27 protein-coding genes are annotated in these 25322 nt (G+C 39.7%); 20 read left to right on the top strand and 7 right to left on the bottom strand.

Going from position 1 to position 25322, the window contains the following annotated elements; translation table 11 throughout:
* Nucleotides 1-37 precede the first annotated feature (37 nt).
* Nucleotides 38-745 (bottom strand): hypothetical protein, encoded by a 708-nt coding sequence (locus FLM54_RS14775; protein ID WP_178956745.1) that lies wholly within the window; start codon nucleotides 743-745, stop codon nucleotides 38-40.
* Between the two features lie 246 nt (nucleotides 746-991).
* On the opposite strand from FLM54_RS14775, the gene FLM54_RS14770 reads away from it, so the two are divergent.
* Nucleotides 992-1372, top strand: a complete 381-nt coding sequence (locus tag FLM54_RS14770) for a hypothetical protein (protein ID WP_008114170.1) — start codon at nucleotides 992-994, stop codon at nucleotides 1370-1372.
* Between the two features lies 1 nt (nucleotide 1373).
* On the opposite strand, the gene FLM54_RS14765 is transcribed toward FLM54_RS14770, so the two are convergent.
* Nucleotides 1374-1817 carry a PaaI family thioesterase gene (locus tag FLM54_RS14765; protein WP_138608368.1) on the bottom strand — a complete coding sequence of 148 codons (444 nt, stop codon included), beginning with the start codon at nucleotides 1815-1817 and terminating at the stop codon, nucleotides 1374-1376.
* A 150-nt stretch (nucleotides 1818-1967) separates the two neighbouring features.
* A complete protein-coding gene (locus FLM54_RS14760; RefSeq protein WP_178956744.1) occupies nucleotides 1968-3458 on the bottom strand; it encodes a M12 family metallo-peptidase in 1491 nt (496 codons plus the stop codon).
* 305 nt (nucleotides 3459-3763) lie between these two features.
* On the opposite strand from FLM54_RS14760, the gene lexA reads away from it, so the two are divergent.
* The 5 genes from lexA (at nucleotide 3764) to FLM54_RS14735 (ending at nucleotide 9300) form a co-directional block, all read left to right on the top strand.
* Nucleotides 3764-4381, top strand: a complete 618-nt coding sequence (gene lexA, locus FLM54_RS14755) for a transcriptional repressor LexA (protein WP_010392379.1) — start codon at nucleotides 3764-3766, stop codon at nucleotides 4379-4381.
* A 743-nt stretch (nucleotides 4382-5124) separates the two neighbouring features.
* Nucleotides 5125-6267, top strand: a complete 1143-nt coding sequence (gene coxB / locus FLM54_RS14750) for a cytochrome c oxidase subunit II (protein ID WP_054202822.1) — start codon at nucleotides 5125-5127, stop codon at nucleotides 6265-6267.
* Nucleotides 6267-7859 carry a cytochrome c oxidase subunit I gene (gene ctaD, locus FLM54_RS14745; RefSeq protein WP_178956743.1) on the top strand — a complete coding sequence of 531 codons (1593 nt, stop codon included), beginning with the start codon at nucleotides 6267-6269 and terminating at the stop codon, nucleotides 7857-7859. Before coxB ends, ctaD begins: the two co-directional genes overlap by 1 nt.
* Complete coding sequence (locus FLM54_RS14740) at nucleotides 7859-8389, top strand: cytochrome c oxidase assembly protein (protein ID WP_010392384.1); 531 nt, start codon at nucleotides 7859-7861, stop codon at nucleotides 8387-8389. Before ctaD ends, FLM54_RS14740 begins: the two co-directional genes overlap by 1 nt.
* A gap of 35 nt (nucleotides 8390-8424) precedes the next feature.
* A complete protein-coding gene (locus FLM54_RS14735; protein WP_008465600.1) occupies nucleotides 8425-9300 on the top strand; it encodes a cytochrome c oxidase subunit 3 in 876 nt (291 codons plus the stop codon).
* Here FLM54_RS14735 and FLM54_RS18945 read toward each other — a convergent pair.
* Nucleotides 9200-9511 carry a DUF2909 domain-containing protein gene (locus FLM54_RS18945; RefSeq protein WP_024602178.1) on the bottom strand — a complete coding sequence of 104 codons (312 nt, stop codon included), beginning with the start codon at nucleotides 9509-9511 and terminating at the stop codon, nucleotides 9200-9202. The genes FLM54_RS14735 and FLM54_RS18945 overlap by 101 nt on opposite strands.
* 12 nt (nucleotides 9512-9523) lie before the next feature.
* Between FLM54_RS18945 and FLM54_RS14725 the strand changes: the two genes are divergently transcribed.
* The 13 genes from FLM54_RS14725 (at nucleotide 9524) to FLM54_RS14665 (ending at nucleotide 21973) form a co-directional block, all read left to right on the top strand.
* Nucleotides 9524-10264, top strand: a complete 741-nt coding sequence (locus tag FLM54_RS14725) for an SURF1 family protein (protein ID WP_178956742.1) — start codon at nucleotides 9524-9526, stop codon at nucleotides 10262-10264.
* Nucleotides 10254-10748 carry a transmembrane cytochrome oxidase associated protein gene (locus tag FLM54_RS14720; protein WP_178956741.1) on the top strand — a complete coding sequence of 165 codons (495 nt, stop codon included), beginning with the start codon at nucleotides 10254-10256 and terminating at the stop codon, nucleotides 10746-10748. The genes FLM54_RS14725 and FLM54_RS14720 overlap by 11 nt, the downstream gene beginning before the upstream one ends.
* 12 nt (nucleotides 10749-10760) lie before the next feature.
* On the top strand, nucleotides 10761-11750 hold the full coding sequence (locus FLM54_RS14715) for a COX15/CtaA family protein (protein ID WP_131691802.1): 990 nt from the start codon (nucleotides 10761-10763) through the stop codon (nucleotides 11748-11750).
* A gap of 12 nt (nucleotides 11751-11762) precedes the next feature.
* Nucleotides 11763-12692, top strand: coding sequence for a heme o synthase (gene cyoE, locus FLM54_RS14710; protein ID WP_178956740.1), 930 nt, complete (start codon nucleotides 11763-11765; stop codon nucleotides 12690-12692).
* A complete protein-coding gene (locus tag FLM54_RS14705; protein ID WP_178956739.1) occupies nucleotides 12689-13306 on the top strand; it encodes an SCO family protein in 618 nt (205 codons plus the stop codon). The genes cyoE and FLM54_RS14705 overlap by 4 nt, the downstream gene beginning before the upstream one ends.
* Nucleotides 13307-13468: 162 nt before the next feature.
* The gene (locus FLM54_RS14700; RefSeq protein WP_138608351.1) at nucleotides 13469-13741 is read left to right on the top strand and encodes a lipid asymmetry maintenance protein MlaB; all 273 of its coding nucleotides are present in this window, start codon (nucleotides 13469-13471) and stop codon (nucleotides 13739-13741) included.
* Nucleotides 13742-13749: 8 nt separating this feature from the next.
* Nucleotides 13750-14112 carry a response regulator gene (locus tag FLM54_RS14695; RefSeq protein WP_008115349.1) on the top strand — a complete coding sequence of 121 codons (363 nt, stop codon included), beginning with the start codon at nucleotides 13750-13752 and terminating at the stop codon, nucleotides 14110-14112.
* A 14-nt stretch (nucleotides 14113-14126) separates the two neighbouring features.
* Entirely contained in the window at nucleotides 14127-16217 is a 2091-nt protein-coding gene (locus tag FLM54_RS14690) for a chemotaxis protein CheA (RefSeq protein ID WP_178956738.1), read from the top strand.
* Complete coding sequence (locus tag FLM54_RS14685) at nucleotides 16199-16684, top strand: chemotaxis protein CheW (protein ID WP_138608347.1); 486 nt, start codon at nucleotides 16199-16201, stop codon at nucleotides 16682-16684. Before FLM54_RS14690 ends, FLM54_RS14685 begins: the two co-directional genes overlap by 19 nt.
* 48 nt (nucleotides 16685-16732) lie before the next feature.
* A complete protein-coding gene (locus tag FLM54_RS14680; protein ID WP_178956737.1) occupies nucleotides 16733-19432 on the top strand; it encodes a methyl-accepting chemotaxis protein in 2700 nt (899 codons plus the stop codon).
* Nucleotides 19433-19501: 69 nt separating this feature from the next.
* A complete protein-coding gene (locus tag FLM54_RS14675; protein ID WP_131691797.1) occupies nucleotides 19502-20332 on the top strand; it encodes a CheR family methyltransferase in 831 nt (276 codons plus the stop codon).
* Nucleotides 20316-20933 carry a chemoreceptor glutamine deamidase CheD gene (gene cheD / locus FLM54_RS14670; protein WP_138608343.1) on the top strand — a complete coding sequence of 206 codons (618 nt, stop codon included), beginning with the start codon at nucleotides 20316-20318 and terminating at the stop codon, nucleotides 20931-20933. Before FLM54_RS14675 ends, cheD begins: the two co-directional genes overlap by 17 nt.
* Nucleotides 20934-20941: 8 nt before the next feature.
* Nucleotides 20942-21973 carry a chemotaxis response regulator protein-glutamate methylesterase gene (locus FLM54_RS14665; RefSeq protein ID WP_306171945.1) on the top strand — a complete coding sequence of 344 codons (1032 nt, stop codon included), beginning with the start codon at nucleotides 20942-20944 and terminating at the stop codon, nucleotides 21971-21973.
* A gap of 3 nt (nucleotides 21974-21976) precedes the next feature.
* On the opposite strand, the gene FLM54_RS14660 is transcribed toward FLM54_RS14665, so the two are convergent.
* The gene (locus FLM54_RS14660; protein ID WP_178956735.1) at nucleotides 21977-23002 is read right to left on the bottom strand and encodes a polysaccharide deacetylase family protein; all 1026 of its coding nucleotides are present in this window, start codon (nucleotides 23000-23002) and stop codon (nucleotides 21977-21979) included.
* Here FLM54_RS14660 and FLM54_RS14655 point away from each other — a divergent pair.
* Entirely contained in the window at nucleotides 22982-24316 is a 1335-nt protein-coding gene (locus FLM54_RS14655) for an MATE family efflux transporter (RefSeq protein ID WP_256729581.1), read from the top strand. The two genes, FLM54_RS14660 and FLM54_RS14655, sit on opposite strands and share 21 nt — an antisense overlap.
* Nucleotides 24317-24334: 18 nt before the next feature.
* Here FLM54_RS14655 and FLM54_RS14650 read toward each other — a convergent pair whose 3' ends face one another.
* Both FLM54_RS14650 and nfuA read right to left on the bottom strand, forming a co-directional pair.
* The gene (locus FLM54_RS14650; RefSeq protein WP_138608336.1) at nucleotides 24335-24604 is read right to left on the bottom strand and encodes a hypothetical protein; all 270 of its coding nucleotides are present in this window, start codon (nucleotides 24602-24604) and stop codon (nucleotides 24335-24337) included.
* A 13-nt stretch (nucleotides 24605-24617) separates the two neighbouring features.
* A complete protein-coding gene (gene nfuA / locus FLM54_RS14645; RefSeq protein WP_008465569.1) occupies nucleotides 24618-25193 on the bottom strand; it encodes a Fe-S biogenesis protein NfuA in 576 nt (191 codons plus the stop codon).
* Nucleotides 25194-25322: the final 129 nt, after the last annotated feature.

Below are 25322 nucleotides of genomic sequence, written 5' to 3'. Positions count from 1 at the left end.
ATGGTAAATCAGTTTTCTGTACAACCTGCTTAAAAACTCAGGATAGCTTACGTTTTCTTGTTCTTAATCGGATGTTTTGCAGTAATAAAATAAAACCAGTAAAACTAAAAAACACACTGCTGGCAGCAAAGCTAATGAGTAACGGGTTGTTAAAATCCTCGCGCTCATCGTAATCCATAATGTGTAGCATCCAAAAGAAGTCAAACACTCGCCAAATATCACTGCGAACAGTAATCACTTTACCTGTGTCTGATGACAAATAGAGGGTGGTGTTAAATGTATCGTTAAATTTCACTTGCCATATATTTGTTTTATAACCGCTTTCTCGTGGGCTTGTAGCTAATAAAGCAGCGCTTACTCGTTGAGCATTAATAAGTAAGTGTGCGTGTGCATTAGCAATTATTTGCTGTTTGTTAGGTGCTTTAAATGGTTGCCCGGTAATGCCATTAAAACTTTGTTGGTTACCGGCACTGGTTACAGTTATAAGTGGGGTGGATAAAAAATGCGTAAAGATTATTTTAGTCGGGTTGGTTACTTGGGATACGATATCATCAATTGATGCGACGTAATCATGGCTTTTAAAGGGGTTGGTTAGGGTGCGTGTTGCTAGGTGATTACCATGTACTTTTTCAAGCGGAATAGCGCTCATAATTAAACCGCCAAGCAACCAAGCTAAAATTTGTAAACCTAATAAGTAGCCCAACCATTTATGAAGTTTACGTACTGGTTTAAATATTTTTTTCATAGGTGTTTATCTTATTACTTTTAATAAACATTTTACGCGAATGGTAGGCAGGGTGGGTGCGACAAAATGTCGCACTAGTGCATTCAAATTGAGTTTCAGCACAATAGTGCTAATAGTAAGTCGCAATAACATCCTAAAATAAGAGTATTAACTGATAAAGTGTCTATTTATAGGGTGTTGATTTGGTATAACGATAAAACTGCGTTAAAGTTTGCAAGGTAACCATTAGAGGATAAATACGAAACAATGTCGGAAATTCAATTTTTAAATGTAGATCTCGAGCTTGAGTCAAAGCAAGATATTAGCGTATTAGTTGCTGATTTAAAAAAGGTCGCAACCATTTTACATTATGATAAAGACGAATACCGCCAACTGGCACGCATCGAAGTAGCTGGTGAAATAACCACACCCGATAAAGCAATTAATCATTTATGTGAGCTAATTGAGTCGTGTTCACGCAATGCATTAAAGCAATGGTTAAGTTGTTCTCGTAGAACCTTTGATATGGGGTTTGAGTCGGGTACGTCGCCAAAATGTTTTAATCAGGCCCTACATGCAGATACCTTGTTACGCATATCTGCAATTGGCGCAGGCATAGAAGTTACTATTTACCCTCTGGAAAAGTAATTTAACCTTTTCGTTCGACTACTGCTGCGGTCATTCTTGATACGCAGCAAAGCTCATTGCGGCTATTGGTTATTTTAATATCCCAAACCGAGCTGCGTTTACCTATATGATAAGCTTTTGCGGTAGCCGTTAATGTGCCGTTGCGTGACGCTTTTAAGTGACTGGCGCTTATCTCTTGCCCAACACAATAAAATCGACTGAAATCAACTACAAAGTTAGCGGCATAACTTGCTACGGTTTCAGCAAGCACTACATTGGCACCACCATGCACTATACCCATAGGGTTATGATGCTCTGGAATTGCCGGCATAGTGGCCACTAAGTAATCGTCACCAATTTCACTGATTTCAATTCCCATGGTCTTCATGAGCGTGCCTTGGCCAGTGATCCCTTGATCTAATTGCTTACAAAACTCTAATGTAATTGGTTGATGCCAAATGCTCATACTCGCTCCTAAAAGAATGTTTAAAAATATAAAATTGAGCTCATATTAAGGTGAAATTTAAATCTTGTCGTGAGTGATAGCAAATAAAATTTTTTTAGCTTAATTTAAGCAGGTCGCCATACTACGACGCCTGCTTATGTAGCTTGCTTATTATTGGTAACTAGCGACCAGTTCTACATTATTATAAGCATCAAAGCCTTTGAGCATGACAGAGTAATTTCCACTGCGAGTATCACTGCAGCTCTCATTATTGCCATTTCTATATGGGCGACAATCAAAATTATTTGTGGATGCCGTTTCGTTAAATTTTACATATATATCAGCATCACCACTACCACCTGATGTTCTAAAAGTAACTTGTGTTGCTTCACTTGGTACTACAAATGTAAATAATTTTTCGCTATTCTTTGCACCATTAACCATAATTGCTTGGTTATTTTGGAGTACATTGTCACCAGGAATTGGGGGGGTTGAAGATCTAAAGTTTGCAATAATAGGGTTAGTTAAGTTTAACACTCTGGCATTGTCATGTTCTGCCGAAGTCCCCATTACATCTCCATTGTATGATTTATTAGGGTTCGACCAGTAATTAATACGTGTACAATTACCTGGACAATTATATGCCATCACTGAACGCCATTGCGATTGAGGTTGTTGGTAACCATGTCCAAATGAATAAGGAGTTGTTGAAGGATCGTTTTCTGGATTATGGCGAGCGCCTTGTAAGTGCCCAATCTCATGACCAAAGGAGTAGTAGCCTGTCGCACAATCATAATCGACCATAGCAAAAGCGCTTTGAGCATTAGCGCCAATGGCTTTGGCCTGGCCACAGTAACCATTGACATCATTTACTAATATAACTACATCTGCACCGAATTGATCGCGTAATGTATGTGCTTCATCCATATAACCATCGTTCTTAGCTGCTAAACGATTTAAATCAGTACTTGAGTTTGCAGCTTCAGTATAATTAATTTGGCTCATGTGGGCTATGCTAACAACTGCGTTGACGCCTGAGTTTTGATAACCTTGGTTGGTTTCAACAATCGCAAGATCAATTAAGCTATTTATATCCCCTGATTTTTGAGCTGCTGCTGGGGTATATAAAACTAATAAACTAATATTACTTTGCGTTTCGTTAGCCATTACCGATTGAGTGTTTTGAGCTGTTAAAATTTGTTCACTCATAAACTCCAAGTTATTAGACTGTTTATAGTCGGGAGCATGTTCAGCTGGCTGCTTTTGGGGATCTAATTCAATGAAATTATGACCAGAGTGCCTATTTGGTTGTAATTTATATATCTGTTCACCTACTTTTACAGTACCCGAAATGCCTTTTGCAGATTTAATAAGTGTTATTTCGTCATCTTCTAAACTTTTACCAATCCAAATTAAGCTTCCCGTTGCTGACAAACTTGTTGAACTTTTTATAAATTCAATGTCGTTACCTTTAACAGGTAAAAGAAAGGTATTTGTGCTATTTGTGAGCTCAAAAAGAGGCTGGCCAAACTGTAATTGATTACTTGTTTGTGTGGCCACGCTTTGTGGCTCATTAATATATTGCACTTCAAAAAGCGGAACTTGAGCTTGTGTATAGCCGCTGAATAGGAGCCCAATAAATAAAGGTGAGTATTTTTTCATTTCATAGTCCTTTTACATTTGTTTTGTCCACATAAAGTGTACACGGTAATATTTTTATTTCAATTAATTAACATTAGCGCTCATTAAAATTAACCATTGTTGTAAATTTTAAGATACATTTTTTATTTTTACTGTTGATGGGTTGCTTTAATCAGTGCAAAAATAATTTTAAGTAGTTAAGAGCGGGTTATATTCTTAGTGCGATAAGCTAATTATTATCAGTGGAGCTAACTTAATTTATATTTGCGATTTTAAAATAACTGTATATACTCACAGTTAATTGTACTGTATGGAAAACCAGTTGTATGCGACCATTAACGAAACGCCAAGCGCAAATACTCGAACTTATCAAAGTGTTTATTAAAGATACTGGTATGCCTCCTACACGTGCCGAAATTGCACAAACACTGGGTTTTAAAAGTGCGAATGCTGCAGAAGAACATTTAAAAGCACTGGCTAAAAAAGGTGTGATTAAAATGAAGCCGGGCGCGAGTCGGGGCATTCAGCTTGTTGAAGAAGAAGAGCCAGAGCAACTGGGCTTACCTTTAATTGGTCGAGTTGCTGCGGGTGAGCCAATATTGGCGCAACAGCATGTAGAAAGCCACTGTAAAATTGACCCTTTAATGTTTAAACCTGCGGCTGATTTTTTACTGCGCGTTAACGGCATGAGCATGAAAGATATTGGCATTATGGATGGCGACTTACTCGCTGTACATAAAACTCAAGTAGCTGAAAATGGTCAGGTTGTTGTTGCTCGAGTGGATGATGATGTTACGGTTAAACGTCTAGAAAAAGCCGGCAGAAAAGTATTACTGCATGCTGAAAATGACGAGTTTTCAGCCATTGAAGTTGATTTGGAAAATGAATCTTTCAATATTGAAGGTTTAGCGGTGGGTGTTATTCGTAACGCTGATTGGATGTGATAGTTAAGCATAACCTAGCGCTTAATATTGATTAGGCGCTGTTTTTACATGCATTATTTTTGTACGATATTGCTTGTGAATCGCTTTTTGTTATTTTTAAAAATCGCTAAATATTGTTATAAACAAACAAATTTATTTTAGGGTCTGTTGACCTTTCAAGGTTGAATTTGCAGCAGTCTGTTTGGTATTTAGGCAAGACAGAGCCTATGTGGTGTGGTTATTCCCCATAAATAGGCGATAACGCAGCATCAATGCCAAACAGGCGCTGCCCGAAGGATTCTGCCTAGGGGCGATTTACTCTTTGTTGCTCGGTTTTGACTTAGCCCACTAGGTTACAAACCTCGCGCCGCGATTAAACCGCCCCTAGTTTGAACAAATTTTAATCCGCAAAGGTCAACAGACCCTAGTTATTTTTAAATCATAAAATTTTATATTTTTTCCGCTGTTATTCAAGCTACCCCTTACTAACCCTGACTTTGGGATTAATTACCTCATTAATTGCTATTTTCTTTGCTGCACTTTTTTAAGTAACCTCTTGTTTATTTTTCATACTCACCTTGCTTATTGTTTATTTTTTAACTAGTTATTAAAGAGCTGGAATAAAAATAACTCACAGCCTAGTCGTTTTGAGCACACACATTTAGTAACTCCAGCACCCTTATAAAAAATAAAAATAACGAATGGGCGTTTAAGCCGTATGCCTCTTCGCTTTGCGTCAGCAATAGCATCAAAGGAGCCGTCACATGGGTAAGCTGAGTTCTTCCTTGTGGCTTATATTGTTAGTTTTTTCGCAAAATGTGCTTGCTAATAGCCAATATAATATGCGTAAAGGCGTAACTGATATAAGTAATAATGTATACCAACTGCACATGACCATATTTTTAATATGTTGTGTGATTGGGGTGATCGTGTTTGCCATTATGTTTTGGGCACTCATCCATCATCGCAAGTCTAAAGGGGCTGTCCCTGCCCAGTTTCATGAAAGTACCAAAGTAGAAATACTCTGGACTGCCATTCCTTTTGTCATCTTAATTGTTATGGCCATTCCTGCGACTAAAACGTTAATTGCGATGGAGGATGCCAGCAAAGCTGATATCACCATAAAAATTACTGGATCACAGTGGAAGTGGCATTACGAGTATATGGGGGAGGACGTTGAGTTTTATTCAATGTTAGCGACTCCTCAAAATGAAATAACGAATCTTGCCGATAAAAACCCGAATTATTTACTCGAAGTAGATAAGCCACTAGTGCTACCGATTAACCAAAAAGTTCGTTTTTTAATGACTTCAGATGATGTAATTCACTCATGGTGGGTACCTGATTTTGCAGTTAAAAAAGATGCAAACCCTGGGTTTATTAACGAAACATGGACCAATATTAATGAAGTAGGTACTTACCGCGGGCAGTGTGCAGAGCTGTGTGGTAAAGATCATGGCTTCATGCCTGTTGTGGTAGAAGCAAAAACAGAAGAAGACTTCAAAACGTGGTTGGCAGAAGCTAAACAAGCTAAACAAAAAGCGGCTGAAGCAGACGCTGCGTTATTAGATCAAGTGGTACCAAAAGAGGAGCTGATGGCTCTTGGTGAGCAAGTTTATATGGCGAGCTGTGCAGCGTGTCATCAACCTACAGGTTTAGGTTTGCCGGGTGTTTTTCCAGCACTTAAAGGCAGCCCAATAGTTATAGGTGATATCAAAGGTCATATCGATATCTTACTTCATGGTAAACCAGGTACAGCGATGCAGTCTTTCGCAAAGCAATTATCTATTAAGCAGATAGCAGCCGTTATTACTTATAAGCGTAACGCATGGGGTAATGACACCGGAGAGGTAATTCAACCAAGCGAAATACAAGCGGCACTGGATGCTGATGGGGAGGCTAAATAATGAGTAGCATTGCAGAACAACCTAATTCCAATGAGGCTCATCATGGCCATCAACCTTCAACAGGCTTTAAGCGCTGGTTATTTACAACCAACCATAAAGATATCGGAAGCTTATATTTAATTTTTTCTCTCACCATGTTTTTGATTGGTGGAGCAATGGCCATGGTTATTCGGGCTGAGTTATTTCAGCCGGGTTTACAATTGGTTGATCCTCACTTTTTTAATCAAATGACCACAGTGCACGGTTTAATCATGGTGTTTGGTGCAGTAATGCCTGCATTTACTGGATTGGCAAACTGGATGATTCCGTTAATGATTGGTGCGCCAGATATGGCATTACCGAGAATGAACAACTGGAGCTTCTGGATTTTACCATTTGCGTTTTTGATTTTGTTAGCGTCACTGTTTATGCCTGGTGGCGGTCCTGCATTTGGGTGGACCTTTTACGCTCCGCTTTCCACCACTTATAGTAACGACAACACAGCAATGTTTGTATTTGCGGTACATATAATGGGTATCAGTTCGATTATGGGTGCCATTAATGTGGTGGTCACCATAGTGAATATGCGTGCTCCGGGTATGACATGGATGAAACTGCCGTTATTTGTGTGGACATGGCTGATCACGGCTTTTTTACTTATTGCAGTAATGCCGGTACTTGCTGGTGCAGTTACTATGGTACTCACCGATAAATACTTTGCGACCAGCTTCTTTGACGCCGCTGGTGGTGGCGATCCGGTAATGTTCCAGCATATATTTTGGTTTTTTGGTCATCCTGAAGTTTATATTATGATTTTGCCTGCCTTTGGCATTATCTCTACGATTGTTCCTACTTTTTCACGTAAAAAACTATTTGGTTATGCCTCTATGGTGTACGCCACTTCTTCGATTGCCTTGTTGAGCTTTATTGTGTGGGCGCATCATATGTTTACCACAGGTATGCCCGTGGCGGGTGAGTTGTTTTTTATGTACGCGACTATGTTGATATCGGTACCTACCGGCGTAAAAGTATTTAACTGGGTAGCAACTATGTGGCGTGGCTCTATTAGCTTTGAAGTGCCGATGCTGTTTAGTATCGCATTTATTGTGCTGTTTACTTTAGGTGGTTTTTCGGGATTGATGTTGGCGATCACACCTGCTGATTTTCAATACCACGACACCTACTTTGTAGTTGCACACTTCCATTATGTGCTGGTGACGGGCGCGGTATTTTCTATTATGGCGGGGGCTTATTATTGGTTGCCAAAATGGACCGGAAATATGTTCAATATTACTTTGGCAAAATGGCATTTTTGGTTGTCCTTGGTAAGTGTAAATGTGCTGTTTTTCCCAATGCATTTTGTGGGGTTAGCTGGTATGCCACGTCGAATTCCAGATTATGCACTGCAGTTTGCTGACTTTAACGCCATTATTAGTATAGGTGGGTTTGCCTTTGGTTTATCGCAATTACTGTTCGTTGTTGTTGTGTATAAATGTGCAAAAGGGGGCGATAAAGTGCCTGCAAAAGTTTGGGATGGGGCAGAAGGGCTTGAATGGGACGTTGATTCACCAGCGCCATATCATACGTTCTCAACGCCGCCGGACATTAAATAATGACTCACTTGCCGTTATTAAAAAAGCTGGTGGTTATTTGCATTGCAATGTTTGCTTTTGCATTTGCCATGGTACCTATATATGACGTGTTTTGCGATATAACCGGGCTTAATGGTAAGCCCTCGCTAGAACAAGCACAGCAAAGTACCTTGGTTACTGAGAATAGAGAAGTCAGCGTTAGTTTTACCACCCATGCCCAAAGTGGTGCGCCTTTTGAGGTTAAATCTAAAGAATACAGTGTAGATGTAAAACCAGGGGCCATGCGTGAGGTTATGTTTAGCGCTAAAAACAACAGTAATGAAGACAAAGTGATGCAGGCTATCCCCTCGGTAGCACCGGGCAAAGCAGCTAAATATTTACACAAAATAGCGTGTTTTTGCTTTGACCAGCAACCTTTGAAGGCTGGCGAGGAGTTAGAGTTTAAATTACTTTTTTATGTTGATACTGAGTTACCCAGTGATGTGGAGGAGTTAACTCTGTCTTATACCGTATTTGATATTAGCGAGAAGTTAGTAGCCAGTAATAACTAGCTTATAAAACTAGTGAAAAACTAGGAGCAAATGAAATGAATCAAAAATATGAACATTATTATGTACCTGATCAAAGCCCATGGCCAATAGTTGGCGCAGTGGCGCTATTTTTTATTGCGGTAGGGGCAGCCTTAACAGTTATGGATATGGGTAAAGAGGGAGGCAGTGGTATTTACATACTGTATGTGGGTATTGCCGTATTGCTTTATATGCTGTTTAGCTGGTTTAAAAATGTGATTGAAGAGTCGCATCAAGGTTTATATTCTGCCCAAATGGATCGCTCATTCAGGCAAGGTATGAGCTGGTTTATTTTTTCAGAAGTCATGTTTTTTATGGCCTTTTTTGGCGCCCTTTTTTATGCTCGCATGTTCTCTGTACCTTGGCTTGGAGGCGCCGATAATAACGCCATGACTAACGAAGTGTTATGGCCTACTTTTGAGGCTGTGTGGCCATTGTTAAATACCCCTGGGGGCACCACGACGCAAGCAATGGGCTGGCAAGGGTTACCACTGATAAATACCCTTATTTTATTAGCGTCGTCGGTAACTCTGCATTTTGCTCATGTAGCGATGGAAAATAACAAACGTACTCCACTTAAGGTGTTTTTAGGCGTAACTATTTTGCTGGGAGTATGCTTTTTAGGGCTCCAAGTAGAAGAATATATTTATGCTTATAATGACCTTAATTTAACCCTTGATGCGGGAATTTACGGTAATACCTTCTTTTTGCTAACCGGTTTTCACGGTATGCATGTCACCTTAGGTACCATTATTTTATTAATCGTTTTCCTACGGATTTTAAAAGGCCACTTTACAAAAAATAAGCACTTCGCGTTTCAAGCTGCGGCGTGGTACTGGCATTTTGTTGATGTTGTTTGGCTATGTTTGTTTGTTTTTGTATATGTACTGTAGTGGGCAAAGGTGATTGATTTGCCGTAATTAAACCGAGCTTTAGTGCGGCAATTACCATCACTAATACCACAACAGAAAATAACACCCGACGCCCTAAAAAGTGAGACATGGGGCGTCCATTGGTTTTTCCCGACACCATAATAAATAAAGCACGAAATAAATTAAACAATATAAATAATAACAGTAGAACAATAATAATTTTAATAATCACTGGATTTACCCTATGCAGTTAGTTGTATTTAACAAACAAAAGCTTAGCTCAATAATCACAGTTTGCCTGGTTGTTATTGTGGTATTAGTTTGTATGCGTTTAGGGTTTTGGCAATTACAGCGCGCAGATCAAAAGCAACAACAGCTTAATGCCATTGAAAATATTCAACAGCAAGGAGTTATGAGCTGGGCACAGTTGCAACAACTGCCAAAAGAGTGGAATAAAACCGGGGTATTAGTTTCGTTGAGTGGTTATTTTGATACCAATAATTATTGGCTGCTCGATAACCAAATTTATAATGGTCAGGTTGGTTACGACTTACTGACATTATTAAAATTACCTGATGAGTCGCGCTTTTTATTAGTTAATTTAGGTTGGGTAAAAGCTGGCCGCTCAAGAGAAATCCTACCAAACGTGACAATACCTAGTGGTAAATTTACGTTAACGGCACAAATTAAAGAAGATAATTTAAGTGGCTTTACCTTAGCTAATAGCAATACTCAGTCAGATTTAGCTAAACGAATTCAAATCATTGATCTGCAATCACTCAGTAGCCAATCTCAGCGAACTTTAGTGGATTTTATGGCCTATCGCCAAGGCGGTGAAGATGAGATTGCTGCTCCCCATTATGAAGCTGTTGTGATGAGTCCAGAAAAACACTATGCCTACTCAGTGCAGTGGTTTTTAATTGCGATTGCCTGTGTGGTAGTTGCTATTTTTGCAAGCAAGAAGAGGATAGATAATGAAAAATAAACCCCTGTTGCTCTTTGTTGTATGCTGCGCTATCCCTTTAGTGCTGGCTTACAGCGCGTTAAAACTTGATTGGCTACCTACAGCAATTACTAACCACGGTGAATTTTTAGAGCGTGAAATTAAGCTAGACAATTGGCAGCAGCATAATCCAAAACAATGGACTATTGCTTTAAATTATTCAGCACAATGCGAAGAGTCTTGCTCAGAGCAGCTCGCCGCTTTAGATAATTTATATGTTGCCCTTGGCAAAAATCAACACAAAGTAGATATGGCGATAATGGGGAGACCCAAAGCTGCGAAGCCGCATTGGCATATGATTGCTGAACAACAGCAGTTAAAACCCGCGAGTTTGTATTTAATCGACCATATGGGACTGATTGTGTTGGAATATCCATTTAACCCTCAACCACAAGAAAACCGTTTGATACAAAAGGGGTTATTGAAAGATCTAAAAAAATTACTTAATTACTCTCGATCAAGCTAAGTAGAGGCTGCTATGTATAAAAATTATAAAAATTTGGTATTAGCAACGAGTTTATTCGCACTAATTGTGGTAGCTCTAGGCGCATATACACGCTTAAGTGACGCAGGGCTTGGTTGCCCCGATTGGCCTGGTTGTTATGGCTTTTTAACCGTACCAAAACATGAAGCTGAGATTGCGCATGCGATTCAAAGCTACCCCGATATGATATTTGAAACAGCAAAAGCATGGAAAGAAATGATTCATCGCTATTTTGCTGGCACGCTCGGAGTATTAATTTTAGTGTTGTTTATTTTGGCTTTTGTAAAACGCCAGTATCCAACTACGCCTGTAAAATTACCGATGCTACTGCTTTTGCTTGTTATTTTTCAGGCCGCGCTAGGTATGTGGACGGTGACTATGAACCTGCAGCCGTTAATTGTGATGGGGCATTTACTCGGAGGGTTTAGCATTTTGGCGTTATTAACGTTGTTGTACTTAAGGCTGACCAGTCAGCCTATTACGGGTGGGGACGCAGGTGCAAAACCTCACTTTAAACTAAGCTTGGTGGCGCTCACGGTACTTATTTTACAAATCGCCTTAGGTGGCTGGTTAGCGGCTAATTATGCCGCGCCACATTGTAATGGTTTGCCGCTATGTAGTTATGCTCAGCCATTTTCGCTCAGTAGTGTTTTTCAGCTACCGTTAGAGCACAGTAATTATGAGTTTGGCGTGTTGTCACAACAAGCGCGTATGTCTATTCATTTACTGCATCGTATGTGGGCACTGGTCACTTGTATTGTGTTGGCACTTGTTATGTGGCGTATATATAGCCATGCCTATTCACAAAAAATTAAAAGCTGCACAGTGAGTGTATTGGTAGCGTTATTTTGCCAGATAGCGTTGGGGTTAGCAGTTGTGTACTTTCACTTCCCAATTAGTGTTGCGCTGGCGCATAATTTAATGGCTGCCATACTGTTATTAACTATGGTTAGGTTATGTTATTACCTAAAAGTACGTACTTAAAGGGGAATCGTTATGGCACTTACAATTAACAAAAAAGCAATGCAGCCCGTTTATAGCCCATCGTTATTGACTAAAAGTTATCATTTAATCCAAGATTATTTGGCAATCAGTAAATTTAAAGTAGTGGCTATGCTGGTGTTAACGGCATGGGTGGGCTTAGCCCTCGCCCCTGACGTTGGCAGAGGTGTTGGGGTTCAGTTCATAAGTTTATTAGGGATTGGTTTACTCTCTGCGGCAGCTGCCGTTATCAATCATGTGGTTGATAGTGAAATTGATAGTAAAATGGCACGTACACGCCACCGCCCAGTCGCCAAAGGGCGCTTAAGTAAATTACACGCATTGAGTTTTGCTGCTGTTATTGGCGTGGCAGGGTTTATTATGTTGATGTTGTGGGCAAATACACTCACTGCCATACTTACCTTATTTGCACTTGTTGGTTACGCATTTATTTATACGTCGTTTTTAAAACGCGCCACGCCACAAAATATAGTGATTGGTGGTTTGGCTGGCGCCATGCCACCTTTACTTGGTTGGGTGTCTGAAACCAATCAAATGGCAGCCGCTCCTTGGTTGTTGGTTATGATTATATTCACATGGACTCCTCCGCATTTTTGGGCGTTAGCAATCGCGCGTAAAAGTGATTACGAACGCGCTAAAATCCCTATGTTACCTGTGACCCATGGAATCGAATTTTGTAAAACCTGTGTGCTCGCATACTCAGTGCTATTAGCCATTGTGTGCGTACTCCCTTATTTGATAGGTATGTCGGGGCTTATTTATTTAAGCGGGGCATGTATCCTCAATGTGGTATTTATATACAAAGCAATTAACTTAAAATTTGCCGCTAAAGAAGACACCGCAATGGATTTATTTCGTTTTTCGATTGTTCATTTAATGATACTCTTTGTTATCTTATTTATAGATAAATGGCTAGTTATATGAAGCAGTTATGGTGTGGGTTAATTGTTTTTTCGGTGCTTTTTTTATCGGCATGTGGTGATAAAAAAAGTTTACAGGATCTTGATGCATTAGTGTACGAAACAGCAAAACCGTTATCTGATTTTTCGTTGAATGATCAACAGGGGGAGTTAGTAACCAAACAGCAGTTTTTGGGTCAATGGAACTTAGTTTTTCTAGGCTACACAAGCTGCCCTGATATTTGTCCAATGACGCTTGCTAAGCTCAACAATGTCTATAAAAACTTACAAGCTAATTATCCCCTGCAGGTGTGGTTTATATCTGTTGATCCTAAACGAGATATTGCTCAAAGGCGTAAAGAGTACATAGATTATTTTAACCCTGACTTTTTAGCTGTATCTGGGGAGCATAAAGACCTATTTCCATTTGTACGTGAGTTGGGATTAATTTATGCAATTAGTGATAGTGATGAATCTGACTACGCGGTGGATCATAGTGCATCGGTTGCACTTGTTGATGGCAGTGGCGCACTAAGAGCTATTTTTAAGCCTGAATTTAAACAAGGAGATGTGCCTTTGGTTAATACTACAAAATTAACGGCAGAATTTATTGAAATTGCAGATTTTTACAAAAACTAGCTTTTAATGACTTAACGATTTTAGAGGGGCTTTGTGCCCCTTTTTACGTTTTTTAACAGCTAATTTTAATTAATTAGTTATTTTTTAGTCGTTTTTATGGCGTTTTCATTATCTCGGTCTAAGCTTTTGGTATGGATCGAGTTGATAAGGAAAAGCTTAAAAATGCTTAAACTACCAAATGAACTTTCAATTGTTCAAGTTGACGTTTTACATCAAGATTTATTAAGCGAACTTAATAACAGCCGAGATATTTGTCTGGATATTAGCGATGTTATGTCTGCTGATACCGCCTCGGTTCAACTTCTTTGTGCCCTACAAAAACACCTTCTTACTATTAATCAAAAAATTGCCTGGGTTGGCAGCAGTGACGCATTAAAAAATGTCATTGAACAACTCGGTTTAAGTGAATATTTAGCTTCAGAAAGTACTAACTAGAGGTTTATATGAAAAGAATTTTAGCTGTCGATGATTCTGCATCAATGCGCCAAATGGTGAGCTTTACGTTAAAAACAGCAGGGTTTGATGTTACCGAAGCCAAAGATGGCAGCGAGGCATTAGCCATTGCCAAGCAACAAGGTTTTGATGCAGTTATTTCTGATGTAAACATGCCAATTATGGATGGGATCACGCTTATTAGAGAGCTAAGAGGGCTACCAGATTACAAGTTTACACCGCTGCTTATGTTAACTACAGAGTCGGGGATGGATAAAAAAGTAGAAGGTAAAGCTGCAGGGGCAACAGGATGGATTGTAAAACCTTTTAATCCAGATCAGCTATTAGCCGTGCTAAAAAAAGTAATCCGTTAACTTAGGAGTGCACTGTGAGTATTGATTTAAGCCAGTTTTTTGAAGTGTTCTTTGAAGAGAGTTTTGAAGGCCTCGATATCATGGAGACTGAATTACTCAACTTAGTGCCAGGCGAAGAAGACTTAGAAACCATTAATACTATATTTAGAGCTGCTCATTCAATAAAAGGGGGCAGTGCTACTTTTGGATTTAACTCAATTGCAAATTTTACCCATGTATTAGAAACATTATTGGATCAAATTCGTGAAGGTGAGCGCAATATAACTAGCGAGCACATTAATTTATTACTTAAATCAGTGGATTGCTTAAGGGCTTTGCTAAGTTCGCTAAAGGTACAGGAAGAACCAGATTTAGCCCAAGCAGATACTTTACGAGAGCAGTTCGAGAAATTACTAGGTATGCCAGCTGGTGAAGAACAAGGTGAAGAAACACATCATGAACAGGTTATAGTTAATACTTACCAGATTGATTTTAAGCCACATTTTCATCTATTTAAAACCGGTAATGAACCTTTGTTTATGATCAGCGAATTAGCCGAGCTTGGTGAGTTAGAAGTACAGGTATTCACCGATGCCATACCTGATATTAAAGAATTATCCAGCGATGAGTGCTTTTTATATTGGCGGTTTTTCTTAAACACTGAGCGAGATGAGCAAGCCATTAAAGAGATTTTTGAATGGGTTGAAGATGATGCAGATATTAAAATTGAGCTATGCGGTGGCTTATTTAATGATGCTAAAGCCGGATCAGAAGAAGTAATTAACGAATCGGCTGTTGTGGAGGAAGCTCCCCAAATTGCTGAGCAACCCAAAGCAAATAAAGCAAAGGCAGTTGCCAATGCGCCCAGCGCAAAAGCTGCACCAGAATCAACCTCTATTCGAGTTGGTATCGATAAGGTTGACTCATTAATTAATATGGTGGGCGAGTTGGTTATTACCCAAGCAATGTTAAATCAGCTTAGCGAACAGGAAATGACAGCTACTGCAGTAACCTCGCTTCAAGAGGGATTAGCACAACTAGCGCATAATACTCGAGACTTACAAGAAAACGTGATGCGTATTCGTATGCTGCCAATTAATTTTGTGTTTAGTCGCTTTCCACGTTTGGTGCGTGATATTGCTCAAAAGCTCAATAAAGAGGTGGAGCTAAAGCTGATCGGAGAGCAAACCGAGTTAGATAAAACTGTGATGGAAAAAATATCTGATCCTATGGTGCATTTAGTAAGAAACTCACTGGATCATGGTATTGAAACTGTTGAAAAGCGTATTGCAGCAGGTAAAGATCCTGTGGGTAAGGTTACATTAAATGCTTTTCATCAGGGAGGAAATATCGTCATTGAAATTATGGACGATGGCCAAGGCCTTAACACCCAAAAGATTAAAGAAAAAGCGATTGCCAACGAACTTATTGCTAGCGATAGCGAGTTAACAGATGATGAAATTAACGAACTTATATTCATGCCAGGGTTTTCTACTGCTGATGAAGTAAGTGACTTATCTGGCCGGGGTGTGGGTATGGACGTGGTGAAACGCAATATCCAATCATTAAATGGCTCGGTAGAAGTGACATCCGCTGCTGGAATTGGTTCTACCTTTACTATTCGGCTGCCGCTTACTTTGGCTATTTTAGATGGGCAATTGGTTAAAGTAGCCAAGCATACTTACATTATTCCACTGATCTCGATTGTAGAATCGCTGCAAATTGATATTGCAAAAGTAAGCCGTGTTGGAAAAGACCTAGATGTCCTCAGATTACGTGATGAATACATTCCTATTCTGCGTTTATACGAGATTTTTAACCATCAAGATGCGATTGAATCATTAGATAAGACCTTATTGGTTGTGGTGGAAAACGACAATCAAAAAGTAGGAGTGCTCGTTGATGATTTACTTTCACAACAACAGGTGGTTATAAAAAGCTTAGAGGCTAATTACCACAAAGTGGACGGAGTTTCTGGGGCAACTATTTTAGGTGATGGTCGCGTTTCGTTAATTTTAGATATTAGCGGTTTGATTAAGCTTTCAGGGTTAAAAAAGCCTGGCAGCCAAGCATTGAGTATTGAGCCATCAGCGACTCTGGAGGATACATGTTCTCTGAATCAATAGCATTAAATAGCAATATTGAGCTGCAGCGCAAAGAGGGGATTAAGCAGTTTCTTACCTTTATTATGGCTGAAGAAGAATACGGAGTAGATATATTAACGGTGCAAGAAATCCGCAGCTGGGAAGACATAACCGCACTGCCAAATGCCCCAGATTATGTAAAAGGCGTTATTAATTTACGCGGCACTATAGTGCCCATTATTGATTTACGCTTAAGGTTTGGCTTACCCACTATCGCCTATGGGCCATTAACAGTAGTGATTATTGTAAAAGTAGAGTTTGAGCAAGAAAGTAAAGTAATGGGTATTACGGTAGATGCAGTGGCTGATGTTTATAGCATTGCAGAGCAAGATGCTAAAGCTGTGCCGAGTTTAACCCAAACTAATGAGAGTGAATATGTAGCAGGGTTAGTCAATGTAGGCGAAAAAATGGTCGCCCTAATTGATTTGCCAGCAACCATGGATATTTAGCGGTAATAGTAACTAAATAAAGTAAATAACTTAAAGGTGGTGATAAGCATGGGATGGTTTAGTAATTCAAAACAGTCTAAATCAAGCAATGATTTGATCATAAATGCATTGCATAAATCATTAGCAATAATTGAATTTGAGCCTAATGGAAGAATAATTACTGCCAATGTTAATTTTCTTCGTGTAATGGATTACTCACTTGCTGAGGTTCAAGGTCAGCACCACTCTTTATTTGTTAGTCCTAGCGAAGCGGAAAGCGATGAGTACCATCAGTTTTGGCAGCGATTGAGCGCGGGTGAATTTATTTCAGATGAATTTAAGCGGTTTGGAAAAAATGGTAAAGAAGTATGGATACAAGCCACGTATAACCCTGTTATAGACTCTCAGGGGCAAGTAATTAAAGTGATTAAGTTTGCTACTGAGATCACTTTGCAAAAATTAAAGGCAGCCGAAGCGGCCGGACAAGTTGCAGCAATAAATAAGTCGCAAGCGGTAATCGAGTTTGACTTAGATGGCACAGTGATTAATGCCAACAAGAACTTTTTAGCCACGTTTGGCTACCAACTTGATGAAATACAGGGTAAGCACCATCGTTTATTTGTTGCACCTGAGTATGCAAATAGTGCGGATTATCAAACTTTTTGGGCCAAACTGGGTAGAGGTGAATACGACCGAGGTGAGTATTTACGATTTGATAAACAAGGCCGTGAAATTTGGATTAATGCTTCTTACAATCCCATTTATGATATGGACGGAAAATTAATAAAAATCATAAAATACGCAACGGACATTAGCGAACAAAAAGAACTAGAAAAAACCTCTAAAAAAACTGCCGACTTAGCCAGCGCCCTAAAAGTATGCCAAGCGAATGTGATGATTGCTGATAATGACTTAAACATTATTTTTGTCAACGAACAAGTTAAGCAAATGCTAAAAGCACGCGAAAGAGATTTGCAATCGGTATTACCTAACTTTGCTGTAAGTGACTTAATCGGCACATGTGTTGATGATTTTCATCAACATCCAGCGCATCAGCGCGAGCTATTAAAAAAATTAGATGCGCCCCATAAAGCGACACTTAAATTAGCTGGTCTTATTTTTGATTTAATTGCTTCGCCATGGTTTAACGAAGAAGGAGAGCGCTTGGGAACAATTGTTGAGTGGCAAGATATTACTGATGAAGTATTTAAGGCCGATGCAGAGCGTGCCAGAGCACAGGAGAACTTACGTGTTCGCCGAGCGTTAGACACTGTAGCAACAAACACTATGATTGCAGATGCATCGAATGTGATTGTTTATATGAATGACGCGGTGAAAAATATGATGAGCAATGCTCAAAATGATATACGCATTGATTTACCTAACTTTGATAGCAAAAATCTACTGAATCAAAATATTGATATTTTTCATAAAAATCCAGCCCATCAGCAAAATATGTTGGCTAAGTTAACGGATACCTACAACACTGAAATTAAAGTGGGAGGCAGAACCTTTGGCTTAGTTGCTAACCCAATTATTACGCCAGACGATGAGCGAATTGGAACTGTAGTTGAATGGGAAGACAGAACAGCAGAAGTAGCCATAGAAAAAGAGGTTGCTCAGCTGGTCAGTGCCGCAAGTAAAGGAGAGTTAAATAGCCGTGTGGTTGAGCAAGGAAAGGATGGCTTTTTCCTACGTTTAGCTCAAGGTCTTAATAGTTTAGTTAAAGTGGTTGACGAAGCGGTAACTGATACTGGCAATATGCTTGATGCCATGGCTACTGGTGATTTATCTAAACGGATCGAAAAACAGTATCACGGCTCGTTTGAAAAACTGAAAACAGATGCAAATGCGACAGCAGATAAGCTAACTGAGGTTATTAATCGAATTAACACATCAGCCACTTTGGTGGCCAGTGGAGCAGAAGAGATTTCACAAGGTAATGCTGATCTAAGTCAGCGCACAGAGGAGCAAGCATCATCATTAGAGGAGACGGCTTCTAGTATGGAAGAGATGACCAGTACGGTTCGTCAAAATGCTGATAATGCCAAGGTGGCTAATGACTTAGCTGAAGAAACCTGTGATAAAGCAGTTCAAGGTGGCGAGGTTGTGAATAAGGCCGTAACCAGTATGTCTGCAATTAATGAATCGAGTAAAAAAATTGCTGACATCATAGGTGTAATAGACGAAATAGCATTCCAAACAAACCTACTAGCTCTCAATGCTGCTGTAGAAGCTGCAAGAGCAGGTGAGCAAGGCCGAGGTTTTGCGGTTGTTGCGGGTGAAGTGCGTAACTTAGCTCAGCGCTCAGCTGGTGCAGCTAAAGAAATTAAAGAGTTAATTAGAGATAGTGTTGGCAAAGTTGCTGATGGTAGCGCTCTTGTAAATGAATCAGGTGTGACGTTACAGGAGATTGTGGTGTCGGTGAAACGTGTGACACAAATGATAGCTGATATAACTCAGGCTTCTGAAGAGCAAAGTGCAGGGATTGAGCAAGTAAATAAAGCTGTATCGCAAATGGATGAAATGACTCAGCAAAATGCGGCATTGGTTGAAGAGGCATCGGCTGCAGGTGAATCTATGGCAGAGCAGGCTAATGAAATGCGCCGTTTACTGCACTTCTTTTCACTAGGGCAGCAAGATATGGCGGTGGTATCGCCCACCATTCGCACCCCTGAAATAACGCATAAGCAAGAAAATAGCTTTGTTAATAACAAAAGCAAAGGTGAAAACTTTGTAGACTCAGCTGAAGAGTGGGAGGAGTTTTAACCCTATTTTAGATGGTTCAAACAATGAGGTTAGTTTGAATCTATCTTTATATTTATTTGAGAGTGCATAATGAAAGAGTTTTTATTAACGGATAGCGATTTTAAGGAAGTGGCTCATTTAGTGTATAACGCTTGTGGTATTGTGCTTGGGGAGCATAAGCGTGAAATGGTTTACTCACGATTAGCAAGGCGAATTCGTGAGCGTAAATTAACAAACTTTTCTAGTTACCTAGATTACTTAAAAAATCATAAGGATCAGGAGTTTGATGCATTTATTAATGCCATTACTACCAATCTAACCTCTTTTTTTCGTGAAATTCATCACTTTGAGTTTATAAAAGAGCAGTTTATACCAACGCTGTTAAAAACAAATAAACAGACTAAGCGCGTTCGCATTTGGTCTGCTGGCTGCTCTACCGGTGAAGAGCCCTACAGTTTAGCTATGACGTTACAAGGGGCTTTTCCAAGTGATTGGGATGTGAAAATTTTAGCAACTGATCTTGATTCTAATGTATTAGCTAAAGCTCAGAGCGGTATTTATACTGCGGCAAATGTGAATGGATTGGATGATGCACTGCTCAAGCGCTGGTTTTTAACTAGCAAAGACGGTCAAAGTTATAAAGTGAAACCCAAGCTACAGCAATGTATTTCATTTAAGCGTTTAAACTTACTCCAAGATTGGCCTATGAAGGGTCCATTTGATTTGATCTTGTGCAGAAATGTAGTGATTTACTTTGATAAAGAGACAAAGGATCAGCTTTTTAACCGTTATGCCGATATTTTAAATAACCAAGGTTATTTATTTTTAGGGCATTCAGAAACCATGGGAAAAGAGCATGTCTTATTTAAAAACTTAGGGAAAACCATGTATCAAAAAGTAGCCCATGCAAACACAATTTAAGCCAGTATTAGCGGGATTTGAGCATATTAAACGTTATTGGGATGCCACGCGAGATCAAGTGGTCGCTAAGGTATTGCCAGGTGAATTTTATGTTTCTAAAAACGATGAGCTGATCACTACCGTGCTCGGATCGTGCATTGCTGCCTGTGTTTACGACGATAAGCTAGGCATAGGCGGGATCAATCACTTTATGCTACCTATTCAAAAAGGTGAACGAATTGACCAAGCGCATAGTTTAAATTGTCGTTATGGTAACTGGGCTATGGAATATTTAATTAATGAAGTGCTTAAAAATGGCGCTTCTCGGGCAAACTTAAAAGTAAAACTGTTTGGGGGAGGCAAAATAATTAGCGCAATGACAGATATTGGTATTGGCAATATCAGTTTTGCCAATGCATATATAGCAGAAGAAGCGCTAAACTTAGTGGCGCATGATATGGGCGGACCTTGGCCGCGCAAAATATTTTTTAATCCTCATAATGGAAAAGTACAGGTTAAAAAGCTAAGAAATTTACATAATAACACTATTGAAAAACGTGAAGTGCGTTACTTACATAATCTTGAACAGCAAACTAAAGCCACGGATATAGAACTGTTTTAAGGATGGCTATGATTAGAGTATTAATAATTGATGACTCGGCACTGATCAGGCAATTACTGACAGAGATACTGCAACAGGCAAAAGACATTGTGGTAGTGGGCTGTGCACAAGACCCATACGAAGCCAGAGAGATGATCAAAAAGCATAATCCGGATGTACTAACACTGGATGTTGAAATGCCAAAAATGGACGGCATTAGCTTTTTAAAAAACTTAATGCGCTTAAGGCCTATGCCCGTAGTAATGATTTCCACTCTTACTCAAAAAGGCTCACCTATCACCCTTGAAGCGCTTGAACTGGGGGCGGTTGATTTTATTGCAAAGCCAGTAGTTAATGTTAAACAACAAATGAGCCAATATGCTGATATTGTTCAGCAAAAAGTAAGAGTAGCGGCCAGTGCGCGAGTTCGAGGCCACAAAAAAAATAGTACTGTAGCAGAGCCTATCCCCACTAATGCCGAATTTTTAGTAAATAAAGTGATAGCGATTGGTGCGTCAACAGGGGGAACCGAGGCGATAAAAGAAGTGCTTATACGTATGCCCAAAAATTGCCCTCCAATTGTAATTACTCAGCATATTCCTCCCGTATTCAGCACCTCATTTGCAGAGCGGATGCAGCGTACTTGTACTATTAACGTAAAAGAAGCCCAGCAAGGTGATAAATTGCTAGCAGGTTGCGCTTATATAGCCCCGGGTGGGCTTCATTTACGAATTAATAAACAAGGTAGTGCTTTGTATTGTCAGCTTGATGATGGAGAAGCTGTTAATAGACATAAACCCGCGGTGGATGTTTTATTTGACTCATTACTGGAAATTGGTGCAAAACATATTGTTGCCACACTATTAACCGGTATGGGAAGTGATGGTGCAAAAGGATTGCTCGCATTAAAGCAACAAGGTGCATACACACTTGCGCAAGATGAGTATTCGTCTGTGGTATGGGGTATGCCCAAAGCTGCTATTGATATGGGGGCAGCAAATGAAGTCGTACCGCTGGAGAAAATGACCCAGCGGTTATTAAATCAAGTTATAAAAAAGTAAAACTTAGTTGATCACCCAAGGCTGCGAAAACCAATAATAACTGCCAGCTTGTTTTATTGACGGAGCAGTACAATTAAAGCGTGAGCGGCCTTTATTAAGTTGTTTTGGCGATGTTACCTCAACTGTATTATCGTCTAACCAATCTAAATTAGCTTGACCAACGCTTGATACATAACAGGCAAATTGACTCTTATGAAAGTCGTCTGTCTTAAGTTTTATAGTGAGTGATGGTGGATTTTGTGAAGTTACACTATCTTCATAGGTTAGCTTATTAATAGTAAAGGCAGTCGAATTTATCTTGGTAATTAACGTCTCTAGTTTGCTATAAAAACCAGAGGCAGGGAAGCGCGGTAAGCGGCTAAAGTCAGAGTGTTGATTAACGGCTCCTGAGTGTTGGCCAATACCAATAAAACCTAATTCAGTGACGAGTGCTTGCAGTTGATTGTTAAACTCTCCGTATGGATAGGCAAGGTATTTGTAATCGTGACCTATTTCATCTTTGATGCGCTGTTGAGAACTAAGAATGTCTTTTTTAGTGCGTTCGCGCCATTGGCTAGGCGATTCATTCTTGCGCTTTTTATGTAGGTAGTTATGCTCGGCACTATGATTTGCAATAAGCGCCCCTTTTTTAGCAAGCTCCCTGAGCTTATCCCACCCCATAACGTAACCCGCCTGTTCATCAATGAGTTTTGGGTTTATAAAAATAGTGTACGGATAGCCAAACTTCTCTAGGATAGGGGCAGCTTGGTCGTAATTATTGTTGTAACCATCATCAAAGGTAATCGCGATTGTTTTGTTCTCTAAAGCCTTACCTTGTTGTAATGCACTAATCAGCTCATTTAATGGAATAACGTTAAAGTTATGCTCTTTTAAATAATTTAAGTGTTTAGTAAAAGTATTGGCACTCACGCTGGTGACAGCGGGAAGGGTTTCACTGACGTGATGATACTGTAGAATAACAGCTGCTTGCGCGCGCAAAGAACCACAAATCAGGAATAATAATACTAAATGAAACAATTTCTTATACATAATAAAGCACACCATAAAAGCTTGTTGTTGTTAGCCGGTCCGATGATATTATCAAATATTACCGTCCCGTTGTTAGGAATTGTTGATACGGCTGTGATTGGTCATTTGGGGAGCGCGCATTATTTAGCCGGTATTGCTTTGGGTTCAACTGTGATCTCTATTTTATTTTGGCTCGCTGGATTTTTAAGAATGAGTACCACTGGGCTGGTGGCGCAGGCTTATGGTCAAAATGATTTAACTCAGCTGGCAGCCTTACTTAAACGCAGTTTGTTATTAGCCAGTAGCGTAGCTTTAATTCTGATTTTATTATCCCCCCTTATAAAACACGCTATTGCCTATTTATCTGCTGCCAATAGTGATGTGCTCAATGAAGCCTATCGCTATTTTAGTATTCGTATTTTTAGCGCCCCTGCAGCGCTATGTAATTTAGTTTTACTAGGCTGGATGTTGGGCGTGCATTATGGACGAGGGCCATTTTATTTACTTTTAGTCACTAACATTACTAATATTGTGCTCGATATTTATTTTGTAGTGTACCTTGATTGGGCGGTTGTTGGGGCTGCGTGGGCATCACTTATTGCTGACTATATCGCGCTTGTATTTACTTTATTGCTAGTGGCTCAACTTGCTAAAAAGCATGGTATGAGTTTGGCTGTAGCAAATTGGTTTAGTGTGGAAAAAATGGCAGGACTTCTGAGCTTAAACCGCGATATTTTTATTCGCTCTTTAGTACTGCAATTATGTTTTAGCTTTATGACCTTTTATGCAGCCCGCTTAGGTGAAACCACATTGGCTGCTAATGCCGTTCTACTCAACTTTTTAATGTTAGTTAGCTTTGCACTTGATGGAATTGCCTATGCAAGTGAGGCCAAAGTAGGTCAAGCTAAAGGTCAACAAAGTGTCGAGAAGATAAGGCTATGGGTAAAAATCAGTGTATTTTGGGGCATGTTATTTGGCATTTTATATAGTGTGTTTTTTATAGTATTTGGCAGTAGTATTATTAAGCTATTAACTAATGTACCAGAGGTTATTGACGAGGCCATTCACTACTTACCTTGGGTAATAGTATTGCCTATTTTAGCTATGAGCTGTTTTTTGTTCGATGGTATTTTTGTTGGTCTGACCCGCGCTAAAGCGATGCGAAACAGTATGTTGCTTTCAGCGATTGTAGGTTTTTTTGGGGTGTTTTGGCTATTTCAGGATTGGCAAAATAATGGGTTATGGTTAGCTATGAGTTGTTTTATGCTTATGCGAGGCGTTACGCTTATCGTTAAATATCAAAAACTAAAAGCTAACAATCAATTACTTAAATAAGCGAGTTGATATAAACCGTTACTTCCACAGATCGGGGTCGTTATTTTTGGAAGGGATATTTTTTAATACTTGAGAAAAGCGGTTAGCAAAAATACCCGCATAGCCCCAAAAAGCAAAAAATAAAGCGGGGGCTAAAATAACCAAGCCAAGAACTTGTAAACTGTAATGGCTGTAATAGCCCACAGCGATAAATATCACGGCTAGCACAAACAGTGCTAGCCCGCGAAAAAAGCGCTTTAAACTCAACTTAGGGTCACTCCCTAAGCGGTAAATAAGTGGCTTTAGCATAATAGATTAATGCTTAGTAGTAAGAATGCTCGCCTGCTTCATGATCGGTAATGTCAGACACACCTGTGATCTCATCAAATTTAGCAATCATTTCTTTTTCAATGCCTTCTTTTAGTGTGACATCGATCATAGAACACCCATTACAACCACCACCAAACTGAAGTACAGCAACACCAGCTGCAGTGATCTCTACCAAGCTAACTTGGCCGCCATGGTTGGCAAGTTGTGGGTTTACTTCAGTTTCTAGCATGTGTTGCACACGCTCATTCAAGCTGGCATCTTCACCTAGTTTACGTGCTTTAGCATTAGGTGCTTTAAGGGTTAGCTGCGTGCCCATTTTGTCGGTAACAAAATCAATTTCAGCTTCGGCTAAGAAAGGCGCGCTTTCAGCATCAACAACTGCATCAAAGCCGTTAAAATTTAGGCGAATATCGCTCTCTTCTACCGCGTCTTCTGGACAATAAGAAACACCACATTCAGCTTGTGATGTACCAGGGTTAACAACAAACACACGAATATTCGTTTGTTGAGATTGATCTGCTAATAGCTTAGCAAAATGCGCTTGCGCTGTTTCGGAAATAGAAATCATAATACCGTCTATACTTGACTAAATTACTCGGATACTGCATATCATACTCCGCTCATCGTGTTGCGGCTAGTGTTGAGCGTAAAAAGTTGGCATCTATTTTAAGCAATGGTAGCGTGCATTTAACAAACA

The organism is Pseudoalteromonas sp. Scap25, assembly GCF_013394125.1.
In the GTDB taxonomy this organism is placed as follows: Bacteria; Pseudomonadota; Gammaproteobacteria; order Enterobacterales; family Alteromonadaceae; genus Pseudoalteromonas.
This window is presented reverse-complemented; position numbering and strand designations above follow the sequence as displayed.

Bases quoted from the DNA above. Each gene is read 5' to 3' on its own strand.
- FLM54_RS14775 (WP_178956745.1), bottom strand. From the start codon at position 745: ATGAAAAAAATATTTAAACCAGTACGTAAACTTCATAAATGGTTGGGC.
- FLM54_RS14770 (WP_008114170.1), top strand. From the start codon at position 992: ATGTCGGAAATTCAATTTTTAAATGTAGATCTCGAGCTTGAGTCAAAG.
- FLM54_RS14765 (WP_138608368.1), bottom strand. From the start codon at position 1,817: ATGAGCATTTGGCATCAACCAATTACATTAGAGTTTTGTAAGCAATTA.
- FLM54_RS14760 (WP_178956744.1), bottom strand. From the start codon at position 3,458: ATGAAAAAATACTCACCTTTATTTATTGGGCTCCTATTCAGCGGCTAT.
- lexA (WP_010392379.1), top strand. From the start codon at position 3,764: ATGCGACCATTAACGAAACGCCAAGCGCAAATACTCGAACTTATCAAA.
- coxB (WP_054202822.1), top strand. From the start codon at position 5,125: ATGGGTAAGCTGAGTTCTTCCTTGTGGCTTATATTGTTAGTTTTTTCG.
- ctaD (WP_178956743.1), top strand. From the start codon at position 6,267: ATGAGTAGCATTGCAGAACAACCTAATTCCAATGAGGCTCATCATGGC.
- FLM54_RS14740 (WP_010392384.1), top strand. From the start codon at position 7,859: ATGACTCACTTGCCGTTATTAAAAAAGCTGGTGGTTATTTGCATTGCA.
- FLM54_RS14735 (WP_008465600.1), top strand. From the start codon at position 8,425: ATGAATCAAAAATATGAACATTATTATGTACCTGATCAAAGCCCATGG.
- FLM54_RS14725 (WP_178956742.1), top strand. From the start codon at position 9,524: ATGCAGTTAGTTGTATTTAACAAACAAAAGCTTAGCTCAATAATCACA.
- FLM54_RS14720 (WP_178956741.1), top strand. From the start codon at position 10,254: ATGAAAAATAAACCCCTGTTGCTCTTTGTTGTATGCTGCGCTATCCCT.
- FLM54_RS14715 (WP_131691802.1), top strand. From the start codon at position 10,761: ATGTATAAAAATTATAAAAATTTGGTATTAGCAACGAGTTTATTCGCA.
- cyoE (WP_178956740.1), top strand. From the start codon at position 11,763: ATGGCACTTACAATTAACAAAAAAGCAATGCAGCCCGTTTATAGCCCA.
- FLM54_RS14705 (WP_178956739.1), top strand. From the start codon at position 12,689: ATGAAGCAGTTATGGTGTGGGTTAATTGTTTTTTCGGTGCTTTTTTTA.
- FLM54_RS14700 (WP_138608351.1), top strand. From the start codon at position 13,469: ATGCTTAAACTACCAAATGAACTTTCAATTGTTCAAGTTGACGTTTTA.
- FLM54_RS14695 (WP_008115349.1), top strand. From the start codon at position 13,750: ATGAAAAGAATTTTAGCTGTCGATGATTCTGCATCAATGCGCCAAATG.
- FLM54_RS14685 (WP_138608347.1), top strand. From the start codon at position 16,199: ATGTTCTCTGAATCAATAGCATTAAATAGCAATATTGAGCTGCAGCGC.
- FLM54_RS14680 (WP_178956737.1), top strand. From the start codon at position 16,733: ATGGGATGGTTTAGTAATTCAAAACAGTCTAAATCAAGCAATGATTTG.
- FLM54_RS14675 (WP_131691797.1), top strand. From the start codon at position 19,502: ATGAAAGAGTTTTTATTAACGGATAGCGATTTTAAGGAAGTGGCTCAT.
- cheD (WP_138608343.1), top strand. From the start codon at position 20,316: ATGCAAACACAATTTAAGCCAGTATTAGCGGGATTTGAGCATATTAAA.
- FLM54_RS14665 (WP_306171945.1), top strand. From the start codon at position 20,942: ATGATTAGAGTATTAATAATTGATGACTCGGCACTGATCAGGCAATTA.
- FLM54_RS14655 (WP_256729581.1), top strand. From the start codon at position 22,982: ATGAAACAATTTCTTATACATAATAAAGCACACCATAAAAGCTTGTTG.
- FLM54_RS14660 (WP_178956735.1), bottom strand. From the start codon at position 23,002: ATGTATAAGAAATTGTTTCATTTAGTATTATTATTCCTGATTTGTGGT.
- FLM54_RS14650 (WP_138608336.1), bottom strand. From the start codon at position 24,604: ATGCTAAAGCCACTTATTTACCGCTTAGGGAGTGACCCTAAGTTGAGT.
- nfuA (WP_008465569.1), bottom strand. From the start codon at position 25,193: ATGATTTCTATTTCCGAAACAGCGCAAGCGCATTTTGCTAAGCTATTA.